Genomic DNA, 19,521 nt, shown 5'->3' on the forward strand with positions numbered 1-19,521 from the left:
CATTGCATTTAACTTTAAAAGATACTTATTTATCAAAAGAATGCAAAATGAATAAACTATGAATCGCCTTTTATAAGGCGATTTTTTATTTTTTCAAAATCTATAATAATTACATAAAAACGGATACCATTAATCGGAAACAATGAATTTCTTAACTTGATGGTAATAATGGAGCGGTACGTCCATTTAACGAACAACGCTTCTTTTTTATACCGTCGCTTCACTTACCCATATCTTATATTTTGTGTAACTGCCCCTATCGCTGAATCCCTTGATATCCATAGCTCCATAACACTTTCCTTTTTGAGTTACACAACACATAAAAAATGGGTAACTATAAAAGACAAAAAAATAAAAAGGATGTTGCTATATTTTGAATCTGGTCATAGCTTTATCCATTGCATCTTGGTTAACACCTATGTATCTTAATGTAACTCTTTCGGATGAATGGTTAAATATCTCCATCAGCAATGCGATATTCTTCGTTTGCATATACATATGATAGCCGAATGTCTTACGTAATGTATGCGTTCCTATTTCGTCTAACCCAAACTCTGCTGCAGTACTTCTAAGTATCTTATATGCCATACTTCGTCCGATTGGTTTATTCTTTCCTTCGCGACTCTTAATCAAGTACTCATTATCATCTCTTTCTTCGATATACCAACGTAATTCTCTTTTTAATGCTGGTGTCAATTGAATACGTTTCTGTTTTCCTGTCTTCTTTTCTCTCATTGAAATATGACTACCTTTTAAATCACCTATTTTAAGCTTGAGGATGTCACTAATACGTAGCCCGGTATTAATTCCCATTACAAATAGAATATAGTTTCGTATATTCTCCTCTTTTAAGTATTCTTTAATTTGTTGTATTTGCTCTGGATCTCGAATAGGTTGGACAAAATTCATAGATCATCCCCTCCATAATGCTTTTCTACCTCATATGCTTCTAATCTCAGAGCGAAAGCTAGTTTATAAAAAGCATTAGACTTATTACGTCTATATGTGCGCTCACTCATGCCAATCTCGTTATAAACCATATAATCAAAAACTTCTTCATCTTCTAAATAACGTTTTATAATAATGTCTCTTTGATTCTTACTAAACCTACTTAATGCCTTGTCGATCTGAAAAGATAGGCGTTTTAACCTTTCTTCTCTTATACGTAATCCTATATTCGCTAAAGCAACATCTTCAGCTGGCTTCCCTACTACATTTGTTGGTCCGTGATATCTTATCTCACCTGAAGCTGTAACCTTCATTTCATTTCTAATCATCCCAAATTGTCTATAAATACGAACGTTTTCAAGAACCTCTTCTAATCGAGATTGTGTTGCTTTACGGTCGATTTTTGGTAAGAATGTCAATTGTGTCATATATATAAACACTCCTTGTCTATTTTATTAATGAAAATAAAAAAAGCGGACACCAAACCACAGAGCAATATTGTTATTACTCTTAATAGTTTGATGTCCGCTGGTTCTTCCAGTAGGACTAAATATTTAATTTCTATTATTATATCATTTTCTTTCGTCTTAGTAATTTTTAAAAGGATTATTTTGTTCAATTTCTGGATAGATGTTAATATTCTTCATAAAGGAGGTCTATTGATGAAGAATTTATGGACAAAGATTTTTATAGGTGTTCTCATAGGAATTCTTATAGGAACTGCTCTTTTAATAACATTATATTTTGTTAGTGTTTCACTTTTTTGGAATCAGCCCTAAATTAAAAGTGTTTTAAAATACTACTATTAAAAATATCCTCACGTTTATTTAACGAGTATTCCGTCAATAATGTAGATAGGCTGTATGCCAAAACTCATTTAAATTTCTTTCTCCGTCCCCCTTTTGGAGATACCTTGGAGCCGAACAGTTAGCTTTTGCTAGCTGCTCTTTTATTTAAAATGCAATTTTTATTTTCACCTTTAACTGATACACACATATATTAATAATCTAAATACAAATGTTAACTAGCTCCCTAAAGAGCACTATTCGAAAGTGCTCTTTTTGGTTAATCCAACCTTTTTTCAAATAGCGTTTTTGTTGATTTTTGACACATTTAAATGAAACAAACATATGTTATTGTATAGAGACCCTCTCCCATAAAAACTTATCTTCCTATGAGCACACTATATTTGTGCTCTTTTTGATTTTTTAAATAGACATTTTCTTTTTTACATATTTTCAAATAGGATGCACACACTATCCATAAGCCGTTCGAACTAGCGGCTTCACTCTTTCCTTCAATGAGTAAGCGATTAGTTAATCTCCCAAACTCATGAGACCCACAGGCAGGCAACAACAAATGTTGTCTGCCAATTCATTAACAAATTTGTATAATTAATACTGATTTTTCACATACTCTTTAAAGAGTTATTGACATTTCCATAATTTCTCTAACGGACTCTTCACCGTTATCCAAGGGCTTTAGTAACAGACAACTGAAAAAAGTTGTCTGTTATTTTTTTGTATAATCTTTTCCCGTTCACACATACTATCCATGAGTCAATTTACCAATACGAGTCATTTTGGTGCTTTTAAAATCTTCCTAAGTTATTTTATCCCTCATGGGACAAGCAATTTCGCTTGTCCTATTTGCAATTAAAGCTTTATCTTTATGTCTCTTTTCCCGATTCTCTACATTTAAATTTATTTTTTTATTTAGTATTAAAAGCAAAAATTTGTACATTATAAAAAATGTTGTTCACTACTATGTGGGTACAAAAGGAGGATTTTAAAATGGACAAACGAACAGAGAAAAAAGTTGAAGCTGTAGCACGTAAAGCTGCTGACTTAGAAGTTTCACAAGAATTAACTAGTCTTAAAAATCAAATTCAACAGTTACAACAGTCTTTATCTCAAGCATCTCAGAGTCAACAACAAGGGCAACAACCACAAGGATTACAACAAGCTAATCAACTGATGCAACAACTTCAACAGTTTAGTCAACAATCCCAACAACAAATGCAACAAGCTGATCAACAATTACAGCAAACTATTCAACAAGCTATTCAAACGTTAAATCAAGGCTTACAATACCTGCAAGCTAATCAAACATTAGGCCAAATCAATCAAGCTATTTCTCAAGCTCAGACACAAGTTGACCAAATGAGCAGCCAACAAGGGCAACAAATGGGTGGTCAACAAGGTTTACAAACGGGCGGCCAACAAGGGCAACAAATAGGTGGCCAACAAGGTTTGCAAATGGGCGGCCAACAAGGGCAACAAATGGGCGGCCAACAACAATTTCAATAAGTGCATTCCTAATAATCCAAGAAGCAGTAAATTTTCCGTATCTTATATAACAGTAAGTAAACTTCAACTTCTTTTTGTTAGTTATTTTTAGTATCAAATAAACAGCAATACAGTTCTTGTAAGAGCACTTTTATATAGTGCTCTTTTCTGATACAAAAGTCTAAATACCAAAATGAATTTTTTATTATTCATCCTTTTCATTCCTGTATAACATTTCAAATCTCGTTTATACCATAGCTGTGACTTATGGAAATGAGGCATATTCACTCATACGCCCTACTTTTATAGAGGGTTTTTAATAATTTTGTTAACACTTTCTTGAGATTAGCATATCTTATCTTATACTACCCATTGATTCAAAGAGCACTTTGGCTCAGTGTTCTTTGATACCTATCTTTTGAAGAGCACTGCATACCAGTGCTCTTTTTGCGTATACATATTGTGATTTCAATTATTTAATTTTCACGCTTACAGCGACACCAACGTATACATATAAAAATAAGTGAAAACCTATTAGGCATTAGAACCCTCTTTCTAGGAGCATCTTAAAAAGATGCCCTTTTTACATATACAAGTCAGATATCAAATAGCATTTTTGCTGATTTTTTGAACCTTTAAATAAGACAAGCATATGATATTGTATGGAGACCCTCTCTCATAAGAACCTATTTTTCTAAGAGCACATTTATATGTGTGCTCTTTTTTATTTGCTACAAAATAACTATTTTATTAAGTTTCTCAATTTACTAAAGTAATGCTCTCGAAAAGGCATTCATATATATATTTATCGAATGCGCTTTGGAATTCTTAGAAAATCAAATACTTTAGGAGTTGATTAACATGGAAAATAAATCACCAAAATTAATAATTCCTCCTGACACGAAAATCCAATTTACATTTTTCTCTCCTTCTGGTGAAGTAATTTTCAAACAATCTCTAGCAAACGAAACTTTAGAGTCCATCATACTTCCTATTCATTGTCCTATCGAATACGAAAGACTTGAAGCTGTAAGAATCCCATTATCTAAAGAATAGCTCCCCATAGAGGGTTACCCAAATCCCCTTAATTGCAAGGTATTTTTCAATATAAAATAACGCTTTTGTTTAGTTCATAATTTAAAAAATTCCTTTCCTAAGTACTGTTTCTATATGCTATACTGATTCTTAATTAATTGTAGAAGGATTGATAAAATGAATGATAGATCCTCAAGACGATGGCAAATGCAACAAAAGTTAAGAGCACTGAAAACAAAAAACAGGAATAATACAAATCCTTTGTTTAATGAATGTCTTGAATCCCTAGGAGACGAAACTTTAATTTTCTCTCAGGGAAAAAGCCAGCAGATTGCTACTAATTTAATAAAATCATTTCCTATAACTGTCTCTGGAAAAATAGATTGGGAACAGATAGACAATCAATTAGTAGTTCCAAACAAAGAACGACTAATTTCCCTTATTAGAGCACACAAACTAGATTTTAATGAACAGATTTTTATACTATGGGATAACTATGAAATCCCTGTAGTAGGTACAAATCTTGATAATGTATTCCAATCACTAGCTGACGTTGATGCAGTCAGTTTTTATTACTGGTTATTAGATAAAGAATATAGATTCGTAATTGAAATAGAGGATGAAGAAATGATTAGGGTTGGATTTCGCTAATAATCTACTCATCTTTCCTTATTCTGCTTTTCTACAAAATTCAAATTTGGTATTAAATCAACTGCGTCTTCCGTTCATCCATACGAGTTACTTTTCCACTTTTATATACAAAGGACTGTTCCCCGTGACCACTTGTGGGTGGCTCTATTGGATGAACTTGTCCATCTTTCACAACATAAATCATATTTTCTACTAATGAAATTTCAGCCTTCATTTCTGCAATATTTTCCTTAATAATTGCCACTGGAACCACTCCTATTTGTGTTATAATTACTTTGTCGAATAATTATGTCGGGAGTGATCCCGGCTTTTTTATTTGCCTATAAGTATTGCACAACATTCTCTGGAATGAACGGTTGCTCAACAGATAAGTGAAGCCGTATCGAAATTGGCTTTTTACTATCCCTTGCTCGCCTACACATTTCTTCCGCTTCTTCCCACTCAAATTGTTTATCCTCCGCTCGTTTATAACGCCAAACCCCAATTGCGTACTCTTCAAATAATTCATAACGATCGTCTGGTGCTGTCGTTGGTTTCAATTCATTAATTGCTTTGGCTTGACGAGGTATTTGCACAACTACATCAGCAAAACGTAATTTTGAATTCAATCGATGAATATTCGCTTTATTAAGATCAAATGAAACAACAGGCTCAACATCAAAAATCGTTAGCTGCTTCATAATCTTCACTCTTTTCTTTTCTCATCATCACAACATAGCAAGTATCAGCATCCGTTTGTTTAAAGCTATAATTAGCTGTGCTAATCTTTCCGTTCGTTCGCTTATGAATGAATTCTCTCTGCCGCTGCACTAACGATCTAATCGGATGAACACATGAGTATCTTCTTTTTTCTAAATCTTGTACGGCATGTAGGATATCTTTAAATTTTTTACGTTTGAGATGAATCGTATCTCCATTACGCCAATTTCTTGTTAGAATCATTTTTTGTTCCCTCCAGCACTTGCAAGCTTGCTGCTAAAATCCCTTCAAGCTGCGTTAACGTTAATTGGTCTAATGTTTGTCCGTTTATTTCAGATAATCCTAAATCTAGTAATTTACGAATAATAAACAATTTTCTTCTTTCAACTTCCCGTCGTAATAACATCATCTGGCCTCCTGCTGCTCATTAAATTTACGTTCTAAGTTAACAAACTTACTAAACTCTTTAATGAATGCCAGCTCTACTGTACCGACAGGCCCATTTCTCTGCTTGGCCAAAATAATTTCAGTTATGTTTTTATTCGCCGCTTCTGCATCGTAATAATCTTCACGATATAAAAATGCAATCAAGTCAGCATCTTGCTCAATTTGCCCTGTCTCACGTAAATCAGATAACAGAGGACGTTTATCTTGTCTGCTCTCAACAGCACGACTTAATTGTGATAAAGCAACTACACATACATCTAATTCCCTGGCCATCAATTTCAACTTACGACTAATCTCACCAATCTCTTGCATACGATTTCCTCGATGCTTTGGATCACCAACAATAAGCTGTAAATAATCAATCGCTATTAATACCTTTTTATCTGGATGTTTACGTTTTAGTTTTCTGGTCTTTGCATAAATTTCTTGCATTGTTACATTTGCTTTATCGTATATTTCCAACGGTAAATTATTTATCAGCCCCATCGCTTGACTAATATTTTCCCAATCTTTGATATTGCAAAGCTTCTTAGGATTTTTCATTTTGGTTGCATCAACATTACCAGCACTAGAAATCATTCGCTTGAGCAATTGTTCTTCTCCCATCTCTAAAGAAAAGATTCCAACTGCTGTATCCGAGCTTGCCGCATGATAAGCAACGTTCAGTACAAATGCTGTTTTACCCATTGCTGGACGTGCACCAACGATGATTAAATCTCCTGCTTGTAATCCAGAAGTCATTCGATTCAAGTCGCTGTATCCTGTATCGATGCCTGTTAAATCACCAACATCGATTTGCATTTTCTTATATAGATCAACAAGCGTTCCCTTTAAATCAAACTCACCTGAATAACCTGTTTCCTCTATCGCATTTAATTCATCAATTGTATTGCTGATTGCACTAATATCTTTGTCTTTCCGAAGACGCTTATATAAATCACCAGCAACCTCTTGAGCATGTCGCATTTTCCATGCTTCTATCACAAGACCCTCGTGATACGAAAAGTTTTTTGTTGTTGAAACGCCCTCAGCTAAATTAACTAAAAACTGAATGCCACCAATTTGATTTATAAAACTATCTAATTTTTCAACTACAGTCACAAGATCTATAGGACTTTCAACATATTCAAGTTCTCTCATCGCTTTAAAAATGGCTTGATGTGTTGGAAGAGAAAACTGTTTTTGTTTTAACTGACAATCTTTTATCAAATCCCCTTCGATGATGATGCTACCTAAAACACTTTGTTCGGCTTCTACATTGCGAATGATTTCGTTACTCATTGCATCATCCACCCATTCTGTTGGTTAAGTGCTGCAAGTTCCTCGTCTGTAGGAATGTTTTGTTTCCATGATTCCTGCTGCTGTAACACTTGCTTAGTAGATTCAGACATAGCTGCCGATTGATATACAGGTTGTTGCTTTGCTTGTGCTGTTCGTTTATCACGAAATGCTTTATCAGCTGCCTCAACATCACCTACTGTTTTCAAGCCTTTAAGATGCCAATCTCGTAAAATCGTATTTACGTAAGACATGTTTCTAGTATTTTTTTCTAAAGCAATCTCCATTGCCTTAACAACTAACTCTGCATTTAAGTCATCTACCCATGCGTTAATGCCTTCTGCGATAAAAGGTGTAATGAATCCGAAGTTTTGTTCGTAAAAAGAAATTGGATTAACAACAACCTCTTCCGCATTCGCACGTTCTTCTTGTTGTTGTTCTTCTTTTTCTTTTTCTTCTTCTTTTTCCCCACTTATCGTGGACGTATCGTGGCACGTATCGTTAACAGCAAGAAACTCTTCGAAAATAGCACGAATTTTATCATTTTTAACTTTTGGAGTTACTAAGCTAATAAGACTAATATCTGTTACTCCATCAAGTTCTTTGCGAACACAATCTTCAATTGGTTTACCGCCTCTATTAAGGTTATATTTACCCCAATTGATAATTGCTAGTTCTCGTGTTTCTGGATTGTATTTAACCAATTTATGATGATTTTCAAAACGATCTAAGAGTGCATTAATACTTTCCATGGAGTATCCTAAATCAAAAGCCATTTGTTTCTTTGTAATTTGATATACACCAATTTGTGTAGTACATGGGTTTGTAAGAAGATACAGATTGAATAATTTATCTTCTGGAGTCATCTCCTCAATAACTTTTGCATCCTGCCAAAATGAAACTTGTACTGGTCTATAAACTGCCATGTTATTCATCCTCCCGTTTACATATCGCAAATCCGTCCTCTATACGTAATAAGCGATAATTTTTATAACCTTTTTAAGATATTGCTTTACTAAATAAACAAGGTGCTGTTCTGATGTCGATTGCTGAAGCAATTTAGGATTCAGCAATACTTTATGTAGTGTTTTGTCTAAAAGCATCTAGCACCCTCCATTGTTATACCAACTACGATTTGTTATAATTAACCCAACTTAAATTAAAAAAGACCTTTTCTTCTATCACTCGGCAAAGTGATAGATTTTTTTATTTCCTACGACTTACCAGTGAAACATTAATACCTTTAGAGTGAAGCCCTTTAATAATCACACGATAGCTTTTAGATACTTCATGTTCTTCCTTTTCTTCACGAAGCATCTTAAACTCTTTTACACATCGATTAAGCTCTTCTTCCCAATAATTTGCTTCTTCATGAGATTTAGCGTTAAACATGTTGTAAATGCATGTATTCATGCAATCATGAAGTTCATTTGCAAATGCAAAGTCCCCTAGAAGAACAAGATCATGAAGACTATTGTATTCAGTTGGCATGGTTTTCACCTCTTTTCCATGTATATTGATGCTGTACGCATCGTTACAACCAGAAAGGGATATCTTTAAAGGGGGTCTTTCTAGTCATAACGACAAGCACAGTGGCTTGTCCAAACAAATAATAAAATGTTATAATTGCTTTATCATATTTTTTTCAGAGCTACTGTTTCCTAGGCGGTAGCTTTTTCTTTTACCCATTTATGTTTTAACGTGAATGACGCTTCAATAATTTTTATACGAATTTCCACTAACTTCTTCTCTTGTTGTAATTCTTCTAATTTTTTTACATCATTAAATGTTTTAGCTATTGTTATTTCACCGTTTAACTGTGCATCGTAACGAATTAAATTCTTGTAATCATTTAAGTTAGGATTTTTATAATCTACTGTCATATGTATTCCCTCCCTTACAACGCTTTTGTTATATTTATTAAACTATCTACCGAACGAATAATGACATTTTCTGACATCGCTTTTTGTAACCAACTTCTTTGTATTTGATCCATAATGTCGGAATGAACTTGTGTTAAAGCTTGTACTACACATTGAGTCGCTTGGATCATATCGAATATTTCTTTCGCGTGAACTGCATATTCATGTTTCTTCTTTTCATCCAACTTCCATGAACGTGTTGTAACTTGCAAATTCATAATTTCCTTTGCTGCCGCAATTCCCTCTTCGGCTTGCTTGATGTAATTCATAAGCTGCAAGTTTACATCGCTTGTTAAACGTGGATCTGTAGGTGGTAACCCTACACCATAAATATGTTTAATTGCTTGTTTGTTTATCGGTGCTTCCGTTGCATCACACCAATCCATCGCTAATTCAAAAGGCACTTTAGAAAAACCAGATTCAATATTTTTTAAACGTTCGTAAGTAATGCCGAGGTACTCCGCTAGACCTTTCTTTGTTCGATAATGTGCATTTTCACAACGTTCTCTCGCATTACGTAATAATATTCCTACTGATGAATTGCAATATATACTTGTTCCCATATTTGTTCGCCTCCGTATTCAGTTTTCAAAGGATTACAATAAAATATATAGAATACATAACTTGTCTATTTTTTAAGTAAAAAGAGAGGAGCTATTCCTCAACGTTTTCTTTCACTTGCATTTCTTTGATGATGGCCCAACCAGCCTCGTAATATGCTTGAAGGATTTTATCAACTTCCTTTTGCGATTTAGGTTCAGGAGCCACAACATAGACTTTCGTTTTTCCAAATTCATAATTCGCTGCATATTCTTCTTGTTGGCTCATGGTGTCACCTCTTGAAGTGCTTTTTATATGTGTATGCCGCTGATTTACTGGTACTGCCATTTGACCCATTGACATTTTCCCACCTTTCCAGAAACATTTCGTTTCCTTTTTAATTAAAAAAAAGATCATCTATTGTGGTTTTATAAAAATCAGCTATTTTCTTAGCTAATTCTAATGAAGGTGTCCTATCACCTCGTTCAATTGCCCCTAACATTTGAGGAGTAATTTCCAACATCTTTGCGATATCTATTCTCGATTGACCATTTCTAAAATCAATCATTTTATTTCTTGCTTTGTCCACCGGTTCACCCCCTTAGAAACATTTTGTTTCTTTGTACCCCTAATATATAGAAACGAAATGTTTCTGTCAATATTTATTAGAAACTTTTCGTTTCCTTTATGGATTTAGAAACTAAACGTTTCTATAATTAAGAAAAAAAGCTCCTATTCTTATTTAGAAAGAAGGAAAAAATATGCTTGGAAAAAAGATTTCAGAACTTAGGAAACAACAAAAACTAAGTCAATATGAACTTGCTGAAAGATTGGGCTTTTCAAGAGGGAAATTAGCTAATTATGAGCAAGGTCAGCGTGAACCGGATTATGATACTTTAAAAAAAATTGCTGATTTCTTTGAAGTATCAACCGATTATTTATTAGGTAGAACTGAAAAGAAAGAATTATTCTCTAATCCAATCCCTAATTTATCAGAAAAAGAAAAGCGTGATATCGCTAAAGACTTAGAAAAAACATTGGAACAACTAGAAAACAGTGATGAAGCGTTAATGTTTGACGGAGAACCAATAGACGAGCATACAAAAGAAATGATTCGTATCTCTCTTGAAAACTCAATGCGAATGGCAAAACAACTGGCAAAGCAAAAATTCACTCCAAACAAATACAAACAGGATTGAATGAGGCTAATTTAAATGGGCATCAAAGAATATGTACTAAACATCGCGAAAAAATACGGAACAACCAATCCATTTGAAATTGCCAGGCAAAAAAATATTTATGTGTTGTACGAGGATTTAGGGAATACCCTCGGTTTTTACAACACTTATAAACGATTCAAATTCATTCATATTAATAATCAAATTGAAGAAACAACTCAACGATTTGTTTGTGCTCATGAATTAGGACATGCATTACTTCACCCTAAAGCAAATACTCCTTTCTTGCGTAACCAAACTTTCTTTTCCGTGGATCGCTTAGAAATTGAGGCAAATACATTTGCTGTGGAATTATTACTTACTGATGAAATAGTTTCTGAATATAAAAATACCAATCTATCTATTCAAGAGGTTGCGGAAATCCATGGGATTCCAAGAGGATTTGCTCGTTTAAAAACGTATTAATATAAATTTATAGGTTAGGAGTTACATAGATGAAAATCTTTTTCTCATTTTTATTCGTAATAGCGATTATTGCTACATTCGTTTTATTAATCACATCATTAGTATTTCGTTTTAAAAAGAAAACGAACACTTCGAAATATTTCAAGTTTACTGGTATAACCTTTGCTTTATCTATCATTTCGCTAATTGTAGTTAACATGAATATGACACCACAAGAAAAACAAGAGATTCTTGCTAAACAGCAAGCTGAAGAAAAGCAAAAAGCTGAAGAAAAGCAAAAAACTAAAGAACTAAAAGAAGCTGAGAAAAAACAAAAAACCGAAGAGAAACAAAAAACTAAAGAACAAAAGGAAGCTGAGAAAAAACAAAAAACCGAAGAGAAACAAAAAACTAAAGAACAAAAGGAAGCTGAAGAAAAGCTTAAAGCCGAAGAGAAACAAAAAGCTGAAGAACAAAAGGAAGCTGAAGAAAAGCTTAAAACCGAAGAGAAACAAAAAGCTGAAGAACAAAAGAAAGCTGAAGAAAAGCTTAAAACCGAAGAGAAACAAAAAGCTGAAGAACAAAAGAAAGCTGAAGAAAAGCAAAAAGAGTTTGTATCCTATGCTCAAAACATCAGAGGCGGAAACTTTATTAAAGATATGAAGCTTAACAATAATGAAGCTGAAATTGCATTCCATGATTCATTTGTATCTTATAAATCTGCTAATCCTACTAGTACAAATACAGAAGAACAATATAAACAATATTTTTCAACTGGAGATGCTATTGAGAAAATGTTTGTAAGTGAACCTGCTAGATTACTAAGACAATTCCCTAATTTAAATACCGTAAAAATGACTCTTCCATTCGACGGGAAAACATATAGTACTAGTTTGGATAGAAAATCTTTGAATTCATATCTTGGATTTAAAATTGAAGATTTAAAAGTTGAAGATCAGTCTTGGAGTAAAAAGTTTAATAATCCATACGTATATGATAAGAAAAAACGTAAGGATTTCTTTGAGAAATTCGTTACGACCTACTAAAATAAAAAAGGAAGGAAACGAGAACATGGATATAAATTTATTAAATAATACTGATTTTTTCAAAGCTCTTCCAGCTGTTAATTTATTAATAAATTTATCACTGACTATATTATTCGGTTCAGCTGTTTTTACGTTTAGACAATTCTTCTTAGTGGCAACAACCACTCATGTAGACCGTCTCTTTCTTGACAGCACGCAACAAAAAAAAATAGACCTTTCTAACTTTTTTGTTGGAGCATTATTGATGTGTTATACGTATGGTATTATAAGTGCAACTTTCCATTTTAATTCTTATAATACATTAATGCATAACAAAGATATATTGCGTTTCTTTCTCTTAACTTCCTTAGTTATTTTAATTATTATTTATCCTATTTTTAGTACGGTAATTTATAAAAAGTTAAGAAAATGTAATCCTAATAAAATTATAAGAATTAGAAAATTAATCAATTATTTAACATTCTTATCCGTTTTACAAGTTTTAAGCGGGGGAATCTTTTGGTCATTTTGTTTTAGTGGTATTGTACTAGATTCAAAAGACTCACAATTATATTCTATAATTGTAATATTATTCATTATGTTAATTTTCTTACATACTAACTCATTAATGAAAATTCACAGATTATCTCGCCCTAAATACCAAACAACAGAAATAACTAAAGAACAATTAAACGATATTCAAGCCAGTGTACCATTAATCCATATACATATAATTGATGATAAAAGAACTCTATGCATTCAAGCTGATAAAAAGCTTCAAGATCATTTTTATGTATGTGATTTTTCTTCAGAAATATACCTGGAGTATAAAATACACGAACGCTTTACTTTAAATTAATCATTAACATAGCAATAGAGCTCCTATCCAGGAGCTTTTCTTATACCGTTAATTCCATTTACTTCTTCTATCTCTCTATTTCTCGTATAATAACTAATAACAAGGAGGTCTAACTATGAAAACAGCAATCTACTTACGTAAATCTCGTGCCGATCTCGAAGCTGAAGCACGCGGTGAAGGTGAAACTTTAGCAAAACACCGCTCTACCTTGCTGAAAATTGCAAAAGAGAAAAACTTAAATGTTCTAGCTGTCCGTGAAGAAATCGTTTCTGGTGAAAGCTTAGTGAAACGTCCTGAGATGTTAGCACTACTTGAAGAAATTGAAGATAACAAATATGATGTTGTTCTTTGTATGGATATGGACCGTTTAGGTCGTGGTGGTATGAAAGAACAAGGAATCATTTTAGAGACGTTTAAACGCTCGAATACGAAGATTATGACACCAAGAAAGACTTATGACCTTAATGATGAGTGGGACGAAGAATACAGCGAATTCGAGGCGTTTATGGCTCGTAAAGAATTAAAGATTATTACACGTCGTATGCAACGTGGGCGTATTGCAAGTGTAGAGGCTGGTAATTACCTTGGTACGCATGCACCTTACGGATATGATATCCATCGCTTAAATAAACGTGAGCGTACGTTAACAATTAATCCAGAAGAAGCTTCTGTTGTAAGAATGATATTTGAATGGTATGCCAATGAAGATATGGGTGCGAATGCTATTATGCGGAAATTAAATGAACTTGGCTACAAAAGTAAGTTAGGTAACGATTGGAACCCATACAGTATATTAGACATGTTAAAAAATAATGTGTACATTGGAAAAGTAACATGGCAAAAAAGAAAAGAAGTGAAACGTCCGGATGCAACGAAACGTAGTTGCACTAGACAAGATAAATCAGAATGGATTATTGCGGATGGAAAACATGATCCGATTATCCCAGAAAGCTTATTCGAAAAAGCACAGGAGAAATTAAATACGAGGTATCACGTTCCTTATAATACGAATGGATTAAAGAATCCGTTAGCTGGGATTATCAGATGCGGAAAATGTGGATACAGCATGGTACAACGATATCCAAAAAATCGAAAACATACAATGGATTGTAAACATCGTGGTTGTGAAAATAAATCCAGTTATACAGAACTAATCGAAAAACGTTTACTCGAAGCATTAAAAGAATGGTACATCAATTATAAAGCTGATTTTGAAAAAAATAAGCAGGATGAAAGCACAAAAGAAACACAAATTATTCAAATGAACGAGGCTGCTTTACGAAAACTTGAAAAAGAGTTAGTGGATGTCCAAAAACAAAAAAATAATTTACACGATTTATTAGAGCGTGGTGTTTATACTGTTGATATGTTTTTAGAACGTTCTAATGTTGTTTCCAATCGTATTAATGAGATTACTGAAACGATGAAAAACCTCAGAAAAGAAATTAAAACAGAAATAACAAAGGAAAAAGTGAAGAAAGATACAATTCCTCAAGTCGAGCATGTGTTAGATCTATATTTCAAAACAGATGATCCACAAAAAAAGAACAGCCTCCTAAAGTCAGTTTTAGAAAAGGCTGTTTATACGAAAGAAAAATGGCAAAGACTCGACGATTTTAAACTTGTGCTTTACCCTAAGCTCCCTCAAGATGACGACAAATAAATGTTTGCTTTTTGTCGTCATCTTGTTGGTGTAATTAGGTTTACACCATTAAGGCCAAGAGCATCATTTGTTGAAACAGCTAACACAACTGGTTTTCCATTCCGAAGCGTCGCCTTTGCTGCCATTAATACAGGAGAATCTGTCATTGCATTAGCAAATTTACTCATTGAATTCCCTGTTAATGGAGCAATCACCATGCAGTCTAATGGAATTTTAGGACCGAGTGGTTCTGCGCCTACAATAGAATTAATAACCTTATTTCCTGTTATCTCTTCAATCCTTTCAATCCACTCTGCTCCTTCACCAAATCTAGTATTTGTTGTTTGTACAGTATATGAAACAACCGGCAGCACTTCTGCTCCTTCTACAATTAGTTTCTCTACATGCGGCATAACTTCCGCATACGTACAATGTGATCCTGTAAATCCAAACCCAATTCGTTTTCCTTTTAAACTCATTTTCCATTCTCCTCCTTTGCCATCATATCTGCCGTTAATAACTGAGAAAGAACATTCGCTAAAATTTGCCCTGCTGTTTTTGGTGCAACAATTCCTGGAAGACCGGGTGCTAACAAGGCTTTAATCCCTCGTTTCTCTGCATAACGAAAATCCGTACCACCAGGCTTAGAAGCCAAGTCAATAATCAACGTATGAGCTGGCATCCTAGAAATAGCCCTTGCCGTTACAACGAGGTGCGGAATCGTATTAATGACAATATCAACATCACTTACTTCTTTCTCAATATCCTGCATATAAAAAGGAGAAAACATCATTTCCGAAATACGAGCGATATGTTCTGAACGTCGTGCTCCTACTTTGACATGAGCTCCTAGTGATTGAAAAGCTCTCGCTACACTCATTCCAGTTCTACCAAATCCTAAAACCATTACATTCGAACCGTGAATTGTATAATCTGTATGTTGAATAACCATCATTAATGTTCCTTCTACCGTTGGAATAGAATTATAGATCGCCACATCATCACGATCGAATAGTTTCACAAGTTTTCGATTTGTTGTAGATGTAATACTTTCTAAATACGGTGTACCAATTCCTGAATATATAGTAAAGTTTGCTGGTGTTTTTTCAATCTGTTCTTTCGTAAGCGCAACTTTTTCATTTGAAAAAATAGTATCTACTTCTCCTTTTGCATTTGTTCCTGCTACCGGCAAAATAATTGCATCTAAAGAAGTGAAATCTAGATCTTGCATACTCTCTTTTGCTGCCCCTGTAAAACCATGATCCAATTGATCAAATCCTACTAATGAAAGTTTTGCATCAAGTTCAACCAACTTACGAATCACTTCTAGCTGCCTTGCATCTCCTCCTATGACAGCAATGTGCATCTCAGTCAACATTCCCTACTTCACCTTCTTTTTCTTTCATTTATAAGAAAAGTGCCTACTTTTTCTTTTTCCTCCACATAATATGTACCGTACGAGTTAGAGGTGATTGAAAAGCAAAAAGCATTCAATATTTCTAAATATGTGAAATTCTATAAGATAAAACTTCCATTAGAGTTACACTCTTCCTCATTACTTAACTACTACTCCCTCACTCCATTTTCATTTGAACGTGCTACACCTGTTCCAATAAAGCGAAACTTTAATCAACGACATCCCCCACCGATTATTATGCTTCATAACTTGGACCTTTACCGACAGTTTATCTTCCAACCTATCTTCTTTGTTTTACTGAATCTTGAGGTAGGAGTATTACTTGCCTGTGAATAGTGGAATAAAAAAAAGACAACCAAAATGGTTATCTTTTACTGTGAGCTTGGGCGGCTTGCAAGGTCAAAAATAATCATATCATGACCGACCTTTTTAATACGGTTCCATTCTACACGAACTTCTTGCTGCTCCCTTTTAAACCCACCCCATTTTCCTACCGGTATAATGAGAGCTTGAATTTTCCCATCCTTCTCGTTTATTTCTAAATCAGCATGACCTAAAACTCCCATTTTTTCCGCACGCTCCAAGTCCACAATCTCTTTTCCACTTAATTCACTTAAACGCATATGATTCTCCCCTTTACGAATATCTTCCATACAACATCCTCAAATCCTAGCCTATAATAAGTACGTATTCTACACGTCTCTAAAAAATACCAAGAAAATGAACTCCTCTCCCTAGCATTCAAAATCTGTTATACTTATAAAAAGCTTAGTACATAAAAATAACCGTATCTCCTCGTATGAGATACGGTTATTTCGTCTTATTTCATTCCTTTTGGAAGCTCTCCATTCGGACTAATTAGCGCTGCGGAAAATTCATTTGTAAATATACTGCGAATCAATTGATCCACATCTGTTTTGGTAACCTTGTTCACACTCTCAATAATTTCATCAAGCGAACGATGTTTTCTAAGGAGCAATTCATTTTTTCCATTGCGACTCATACGGCTATTCGTACTTTCTAAACTTAACATCAGATTTCCTTTAAGCTGCTCTTTACTATTAACAAGTTCTTTCTCTGTAATACCTGTATTTTTCAATGTCTCTAACGTTTCTTGCATTGTATCATATAAAGTATCTAATTGTTGGCTTCCTGTACCACCGTAAAGTGTTAACATTCCTGTATCTTCATATGAAGAATGATAAGAGAACACTGAATATGCTAATCCTCGTTGCTCACGTACTTCTTGGAATAAGCGGCTACTCATACTGCCACCTAATACATTATTTAATACAATTAAGTTATAAATATCTTCATGCCCCATTTGTAATCCTTGGAATCCTAAACATAAATGAGCTTGCTCTGTTTCCTTTTTACGCGCCACTTTATTAAAATGAAAAATCGGACTATGTACTTGTTCACGATTTGTTGTTCCCTCGTAGTTGCCAAAATATTGTTCCACTGTTTGAACAAATGTTTCATCAATATTTCCAGCAATCGAAACTACAACATTTTCAGGTGTATAATGATCTTTTATATATTGACGTAATGTATCCCCTGTAAATGTTTCAAGCGTTTCTTCTGTACCTAAAATTGGGTATCCAAGTGGATGCGTTTCATATGTCGCTTTCGTTAACATGTCATGCACAATATCATCTGGCGTATCCTCATACATTTTAATTTCTTCAAATACAACGTTCTTCTCTTTTTTCAATTCTTCTTCATCAAATGTAGAATTGAAGAACATGTCAGCTAACACATCTAGTGCATATTTTGCATGCTCATCAAGTACCTTTGCATAATAGCACGTGTATTCTTTTGAAGTAAATGCATTCACTTGACCACCAATACTATCAAATGACTCTGCAATTTCTCTCGCACTACGCGTCTCTGTCCCCTTAAAAAACATGTGCTCTAAAAAGTGCGAAACTCCATTGTTTTTTTCATTTTCATTTCTTGAACCTGCATGAATCCATATACCAATTGCAACAGAACGAACAGTTGGTATATTCTCCATAACGATTCTTACACCATTTTTACAAGTATATTTTTTAATCAAAAACTTTCCTCCTAATGCCAGTTTCTCTAAATAATTGCTATTATTTAATGATAACAAGTTTGAACATGAATGTCATGTAAATGTATTTAATCAATGCGTTTTTCATCTAATAATTCTGTAATATTCCCTACTTTATACCCTTGTTTTTTCAACTGTGAAATCATCGTATCTAACGCCTCAGCTGTTGGAGGTGTCGGATGCATTAATACAATTGCACCTGGGTGTACTTTCCGCATCACACGCTGAAGAAGCACTTCAGGCTCTGGACGTTTCCAATCAATTGTATCAACTGTCCACATAATAGTCCCCATCTTCAATCCGCCCGCCACTTCTACAACTTCATCGCGGAAACTTCCACTTGGTGGTGCAAACCATCGTACTTTTTGACTTGTAGCCGCCTCAATAATTTGATTCGTTTTTTGTAATTGTTCTTGTATTTGATTTCTAGACAGCGTTTTCATATCCGGATGCGTATAAGAATGATTTCCTACTTCTTGCTTTGCATCTACAATCATTTTTGCAAATCTTAAATTTTCTTTTACCCAGCGTCCTTCCAAAAAGAACGTTGCCTTTACATCATGCTTTTTCAATGTTTCTAATATACGCGGAAGATACTCATTTCCCCACGCCACATTTATCGTTAATCCTACCATTTTTTTATGTGGATGCCCACGATAAATGGGAGAATACGATAAATCTTCTAAATGCGTGCTTGGTGAAACTTCCCGATATACAAGTTGCTTCTCATCAAACCTCCCTATTTTCTTCATGTTATTATATGACGCTTCAATATCAACCTCTTTACCATTATACCCTGGCGTCGCTTTCCAAATCTTATCAATTATCGCATTTTGCGGTGCAATTGAATATTGCTTCGCTTGTTTCTGAATTTCTTCATAAAGATCATCATTTGCTAGCGCTGAATATGAGCATAAACCCATACAAAGAAAGAATATAGATATGAATACAAATATACGAGTTCTCATATAACCCCTCCCATTAACTATACACATAAGAAAAATCCATTTTCTTCTTATCCTTGTTAATTTGAGCGTTATTATGAAAACTATACCTTTTCACTAATAAAAA

Annotated in this window: 28 protein-coding genes and 1 pseudogene; 8 read left to right on the top strand and 21 right to left on the bottom strand. The window is 34.0% G+C overall.

The window, feature by feature from the left end; all coding sequences use genetic code 11:
• Positions 1–56: 56 nt before the first annotated feature.
• The 3 genes from ORL93_RS05590 to ORL93_RS05600 form a co-directional block, all read right to left on the bottom strand.
• Positions 57–224 carry a hypothetical protein gene (locus ORL93_RS05590; protein WP_265958795.1) on the bottom strand — a complete coding sequence of 56 codons (168 nt, stop codon included), beginning with the start codon at positions 222–224 and terminating at the stop codon, positions 57–59.
• 142 nt (positions 225–366) lie between these two features.
• The gene (locus tag ORL93_RS05595; RefSeq protein ID WP_265958796.1) at positions 367–909 is read right to left on the bottom strand and encodes a site-specific integrase; all 543 of its coding nucleotides are present in this window, start codon (positions 907–909) and stop codon (positions 367–369) included.
• A complete protein-coding gene (locus ORL93_RS05600) occupies positions 906–1,376 on the bottom strand; it encodes an ArpU family phage packaging/lysis transcriptional regulator (protein WP_265958797.1) in 471 nt (156 codons plus the stop codon). Before ORL93_RS05600 ends, ORL93_RS05595 begins: the two co-directional genes overlap by 4 nt.
• Positions 1,377–2,741: 1,365 nt before the next feature.
• On the opposite strand from ORL93_RS05600, the gene ORL93_RS05605 reads away from it, so the two are divergent.
• The 3 genes from ORL93_RS05605 to ORL93_RS05615 all read left to right on the top strand — a co-directional run bounded on the left by ORL93_RS05605 (position 2,742) and on the right by ORL93_RS05615 (position 4,922).
• Positions 2,742–3,257, top strand: a complete 516-nt coding sequence (locus ORL93_RS05605) for a hypothetical protein (RefSeq protein ID WP_265958798.1) — start codon at positions 2,742–2,744, stop codon at positions 3,255–3,257.
• An 840-nt stretch (positions 3,258–4,097) separates the two neighbouring features.
• Entirely contained in the window at positions 4,098–4,292 is a 195-nt protein-coding gene (locus ORL93_RS05610) for a hypothetical protein (RefSeq protein WP_003208133.1), read from the top strand.
• A gap of 156 nt (positions 4,293–4,448) precedes the next feature.
• Complete coding sequence (locus ORL93_RS05615) at positions 4,449–4,922, top strand: CDI toxin immunity protein (protein ID WP_003208136.1); 474 nt, start codon at positions 4,449–4,451, stop codon at positions 4,920–4,922.
• A 52-nt stretch (positions 4,923–4,974) separates the two neighbouring features.
• Here the strand turns inward: ORL93_RS05615 and ORL93_RS05620 are convergent, their stop codons facing one another.
• The 12 genes from ORL93_RS05620 to ORL93_RS05675 all read right to left on the bottom strand — a co-directional run bounded on the left by ORL93_RS05620 (position 4,975) and on the right by ORL93_RS05675 (position 10,397).
• Positions 4,975–5,166 carry a DUF3954 domain-containing protein gene (locus ORL93_RS05620; RefSeq protein WP_003199563.1) on the bottom strand — a complete coding sequence of 64 codons (192 nt, stop codon included), beginning with the start codon at positions 5,164–5,166 and terminating at the stop codon, positions 4,975–4,977.
• Between the two features lie 76 nt (positions 5,167–5,242).
• Positions 5,243–5,605 carry a cell division protein SepF gene (locus tag ORL93_RS05625; protein ID WP_265958895.1) on the bottom strand — a complete coding sequence of 121 codons (363 nt, stop codon included), beginning with the start codon at positions 5,603–5,605 and terminating at the stop codon, positions 5,243–5,245.
• The gene (locus ORL93_RS05630; protein WP_265958799.1) at positions 5,580–5,864 is read right to left on the bottom strand and encodes a hypothetical protein; all 285 of its coding nucleotides are present in this window, start codon (positions 5,862–5,864) and stop codon (positions 5,580–5,582) included. The genes ORL93_RS05625 and ORL93_RS05630 overlap by 26 nt, the downstream gene beginning before the upstream one ends.
• Positions 5,839–6,027 carry a hypothetical protein gene (locus tag ORL93_RS05635; RefSeq protein ID WP_098100898.1) on the bottom strand — a complete coding sequence of 63 codons (189 nt, stop codon included), beginning with the start codon at positions 6,025–6,027 and terminating at the stop codon, positions 5,839–5,841. Before ORL93_RS05635 ends, ORL93_RS05630 begins: the two co-directional genes overlap by 26 nt.
• Positions 6,027–7,349, bottom strand: a complete 1,323-nt coding sequence (dnaB, locus tag ORL93_RS05640; protein WP_265958800.1) for a replicative DNA helicase — start codon at positions 7,347–7,349, stop codon at positions 6,027–6,029. The genes ORL93_RS05635 and dnaB overlap by 1 nt, the downstream gene beginning before the upstream one ends.
• Complete coding sequence (locus ORL93_RS05645) at positions 7,346–8,272, bottom strand: DnaD domain-containing protein (protein WP_265958801.1); 927 nt, start codon at positions 8,270–8,272, stop codon at positions 7,346–7,348. Before ORL93_RS05645 ends, dnaB begins: the two co-directional genes overlap by 4 nt.
• Positions 8,273–8,311: 39 nt before the next feature.
• Entirely contained in the window at positions 8,312–8,449 is a 138-nt protein-coding gene (locus ORL93_RS05650; protein ID WP_179864875.1) for a hypothetical protein, read from the bottom strand.
• A gap of 103 nt (positions 8,450–8,552) precedes the next feature.
• Positions 8,553–8,837, bottom strand: coding sequence for a hypothetical protein (locus tag ORL93_RS05655; protein ID WP_040118944.1), 285 nt, complete (start codon positions 8,835–8,837; stop codon positions 8,553–8,555).
• Positions 8,838–9,007: 170 nt separating this feature from the next.
• Positions 9,008–9,229: an RNA polymerase subunit sigma gene (locus ORL93_RS05660; RefSeq protein ID WP_098784293.1), complete on the bottom strand. Its 222-nt coding sequence runs from the start codon at positions 9,227–9,229 to the stop codon at positions 9,008–9,010.
• A 14-nt stretch (positions 9,230–9,243) separates the two neighbouring features.
• Positions 9,244–9,831, bottom strand: coding sequence for a helix-turn-helix domain-containing protein (locus tag ORL93_RS05665; RefSeq protein WP_098784292.1), 588 nt, complete (start codon positions 9,829–9,831; stop codon positions 9,244–9,246).
• A 91-nt stretch (positions 9,832–9,922) separates the two neighbouring features.
• Complete coding sequence (locus tag ORL93_RS05670) at positions 9,923–10,171, bottom strand: hypothetical protein (RefSeq protein ID WP_098784315.1); 249 nt, start codon at positions 10,169–10,171, stop codon at positions 9,923–9,925.
• A 34-nt stretch (positions 10,172–10,205) separates the two neighbouring features.
• Positions 10,206–10,397 carry a helix-turn-helix transcriptional regulator gene (locus ORL93_RS05675; protein ID WP_098784291.1) on the bottom strand — a complete coding sequence of 64 codons (192 nt, stop codon included), beginning with the start codon at positions 10,395–10,397 and terminating at the stop codon, positions 10,206–10,208.
• Between the two features lie 172 nt (positions 10,398–10,569).
• On the opposite strand from ORL93_RS05675, the gene ORL93_RS05680 reads away from it, so the two are divergent.
• Together ORL93_RS05680 and ORL93_RS05685 are read left to right on the top strand one after the other, a co-directional pair.
• Positions 10,570–11,007, top strand: a complete 438-nt coding sequence (locus ORL93_RS05680) for a helix-turn-helix domain-containing protein (RefSeq protein WP_098784290.1) — start codon at positions 10,570–10,572, stop codon at positions 11,005–11,007.
• A 15-nt stretch (positions 11,008–11,022) separates the two neighbouring features.
• Positions 11,023–11,451: an ImmA/IrrE family metallo-endopeptidase gene (locus ORL93_RS05685; RefSeq protein ID WP_265958804.1), complete on the top strand. Its 429-nt coding sequence runs from the start codon at positions 11,023–11,025 to the stop codon at positions 11,449–11,451.
• A 7-nt stretch (positions 11,452–11,458) separates the two neighbouring features.
• Here the strand turns inward: ORL93_RS05685 and ORL93_RS05690 are convergent, their stop codons facing one another.
• Complete coding sequence (locus ORL93_RS05690; RefSeq protein WP_255295718.1) at positions 11,459–11,650, bottom strand: hypothetical protein; 192 nt, start codon at positions 11,648–11,650, stop codon at positions 11,459–11,461.
• Between ORL93_RS05690 and ORL93_RS05695 the strand changes: the two genes are divergently transcribed.
• From ORL93_RS05695 to ORL93_RS05705, 3 genes are all read left to right on the top strand, one after another.
• On the top strand, positions 11,649–12,476 hold the full coding sequence (locus ORL93_RS05695) for a hypothetical protein (RefSeq protein ID WP_265958806.1): 828 nt from the start codon (positions 11,649–11,651) through the stop codon (positions 12,474–12,476). The genes ORL93_RS05690 and ORL93_RS05695 overlap by 2 nt on opposite strands.
• Before the next feature lie 25 nt (positions 12,477–12,501).
• The gene (locus ORL93_RS05700) at positions 12,502–13,314 is read left to right on the top strand and encodes a hypothetical protein (RefSeq protein ID WP_265958807.1); all 813 of its coding nucleotides are present in this window, start codon (positions 12,502–12,504) and stop codon (positions 13,312–13,314) included.
• Positions 13,315–13,429: 115 nt separating this feature from the next.
• The gene (locus ORL93_RS05705) at positions 13,430–14,977 is read left to right on the top strand and encodes a recombinase family protein (RefSeq protein WP_265958808.1); all 1,548 of its coding nucleotides are present in this window, start codon (positions 13,430–13,432) and stop codon (positions 14,975–14,977) included.
• 32 nt (positions 14,978–15,009) lie between these two features.
• Here the strand turns inward: ORL93_RS05705 and dpaB are convergent.
• From dpaB to ORL93_RS05730, 5 genes and pseudogenes are all read right to left on the bottom strand, one after another.
• Positions 15,010–15,435: pseudogene (dpaB, locus tag ORL93_RS05710) on the bottom strand (dipicolinate synthase subunit B); the annotation flags it as partial.
• Positions 15,432–16,334 carry a dipicolinic acid synthetase subunit A gene (gene dpaA / locus ORL93_RS05715; RefSeq protein ID WP_018764697.1) on the bottom strand — a complete coding sequence of 301 codons (903 nt, stop codon included), beginning with the start codon at positions 16,332–16,334 and terminating at the stop codon, positions 15,432–15,434. The pseudogene dpaB and the gene dpaA, both read right to left, overlap by 4 nt.
• A 410-nt stretch (positions 16,335–16,744) precedes the next feature.
• Positions 16,745–16,996, bottom strand: a complete 252-nt coding sequence (locus ORL93_RS05720) for a YlmC/YmxH family sporulation protein (protein ID WP_029426914.1) — start codon at positions 16,994–16,996, stop codon at positions 16,745–16,747.
• A gap of 197 nt (positions 16,997–17,193) precedes the next feature.
• On the bottom strand, positions 17,194–18,432 hold the full coding sequence (locus ORL93_RS05725; protein ID WP_018764699.1) for a M16 family metallopeptidase: 1,239 nt from the start codon (positions 18,430–18,432) through the stop codon (positions 17,194–17,196).
• 86 nt (positions 18,433–18,518) lie between these two features.
• Positions 18,519–19,418 carry a polysaccharide deacetylase family protein gene (locus ORL93_RS05730; RefSeq protein WP_033796363.1) on the bottom strand — a complete coding sequence of 300 codons (900 nt, stop codon included), beginning with the start codon at positions 19,416–19,418 and terminating at the stop codon, positions 18,519–18,521.
• Positions 19,419–19,521 lie beyond the last annotated feature (103 nt).

The organism is Bacillus sp. DHT2 (assembly GCF_026241455.1).
Lineage (GTDB): Bacteria > Bacillota > Bacilli > Bacillales > Bacillaceae_G > Bacillus_A > Bacillus_A pseudomycoides.

What these genes read in the sequence shown, in the direction of transcription:
- ORL93_RS05595 (WP_265958796.1), bottom strand. Translation starts at nt 909, where the DNA reads ATGAATTTTGTCCAACCTATTCGAGATCCAGAGCAAATACAACAAATT.
- ORL93_RS05600 (WP_265958797.1), bottom strand. Translation starts at nt 1,376, where the DNA reads ATGACACAATTGACATTCTTACCAAAAATCGACCGTAAAGCAACACAA.
- ORL93_RS05605 (WP_265958798.1), top strand. Translation starts at nt 2,742, where the DNA reads ATGGACAAACGAACAGAGAAAAAAGTTGAAGCTGTAGCACGTAAAGCT.
- ORL93_RS05610 (WP_003208133.1), top strand. Translation starts at nt 4,098, where the DNA reads ATGGAAAATAAATCACCAAAATTAATAATTCCTCCTGACACGAAAATC.
- ORL93_RS05615 (WP_003208136.1), top strand. Translation starts at nt 4,449, where the DNA reads ATGAATGATAGATCCTCAAGACGATGGCAAATGCAACAAAAGTTAAGA.
- ORL93_RS05630 (WP_265958799.1), bottom strand. Translation starts at nt 5,864, where the DNA reads ATGATTCTAACAAGAAATTGGCGTAATGGAGATACGATTCATCTCAAA.
- ORL93_RS05635 (WP_098100898.1), bottom strand. Translation starts at nt 6,027, where the DNA reads ATGTTATTACGACGGGAAGTTGAAAGAAGAAAATTGTTTATTATTCGT.
- dnaB (WP_265958800.1), bottom strand. Translation starts at nt 7,349, where the DNA reads ATGAGTAACGAAATCATTCGCAATGTAGAAGCCGAACAAAGTGTTTTA.
- ORL93_RS05645 (WP_265958801.1), bottom strand. Translation starts at nt 8,272, where the DNA reads ATGGCAGTTTATAGACCAGTACAAGTTTCATTTTGGCAGGATGCAAAA.
- ORL93_RS05650 (WP_179864875.1), bottom strand. Translation starts at nt 8,449, where the DNA reads ATGCTTTTAGACAAAACACTACATAAAGTATTGCTGAATCCTAAATTG.
- ORL93_RS05655 (WP_040118944.1), bottom strand. Translation starts at nt 8,837, where the DNA reads ATGCCAACTGAATACAATAGTCTTCATGATCTTGTTCTTCTAGGGGAC.
- ORL93_RS05660 (WP_098784293.1), bottom strand. Translation starts at nt 9,229, where the DNA reads ATGACAGTAGATTATAAAAATCCTAACTTAAATGATTACAAGAATTTA.
- ORL93_RS05665 (WP_098784292.1), bottom strand. Translation starts at nt 9,831, where the DNA reads ATGGGAACAAGTATATATTGCAATTCATCAGTAGGAATATTATTACGT.
- ORL93_RS05670 (WP_098784315.1), bottom strand. Translation starts at nt 10,171, where the DNA reads ATGTCAATGGGTCAAATGGCAGTACCAGTAAATCAGCGGCATACACAT.
- ORL93_RS05680 (WP_098784290.1), top strand. Translation starts at nt 10,570, where the DNA reads ATGCTTGGAAAAAAGATTTCAGAACTTAGGAAACAACAAAAACTAAGT.
- ORL93_RS05685 (WP_265958804.1), top strand. Translation starts at nt 11,023, where the DNA reads ATGGGCATCAAAGAATATGTACTAAACATCGCGAAAAAATACGGAACA.
- ORL93_RS05695 (WP_265958806.1), top strand. Translation starts at nt 11,649, where the DNA reads ATGAATATGACACCACAAGAAAAACAAGAGATTCTTGCTAAACAGCAA.
- ORL93_RS05690 (WP_255295718.1), bottom strand. Translation starts at nt 11,650, where the DNA reads ATGTTAACTACAATTAGCGAAATGATAGATAAAGCAAAGGTTATACCA.
- ORL93_RS05700 (WP_265958807.1), top strand. Translation starts at nt 12,502, where the DNA reads ATGGATATAAATTTATTAAATAATACTGATTTTTTCAAAGCTCTTCCA.
- ORL93_RS05705 (WP_265958808.1), top strand. Translation starts at nt 13,430, where the DNA reads ATGAAAACAGCAATCTACTTACGTAAATCTCGTGCCGATCTCGAAGCT.
- dpaA (WP_018764697.1), bottom strand. Translation starts at nt 16,334, where the DNA reads ATGTTGACTGAGATGCACATTGCTGTCATAGGAGGAGATGCAAGGCAG.
- ORL93_RS05720 (WP_029426914.1), bottom strand. Translation starts at nt 16,996, where the DNA reads ATGCGTTTAAGTGAATTAAGTGGAAAAGAGATTGTGGACTTGGAGCGT.
- ORL93_RS05730 (WP_033796363.1), bottom strand. Translation starts at nt 19,418, where the DNA reads ATGAGAACTCGTATATTTGTATTCATATCTATATTCTTTCTTTGTATG.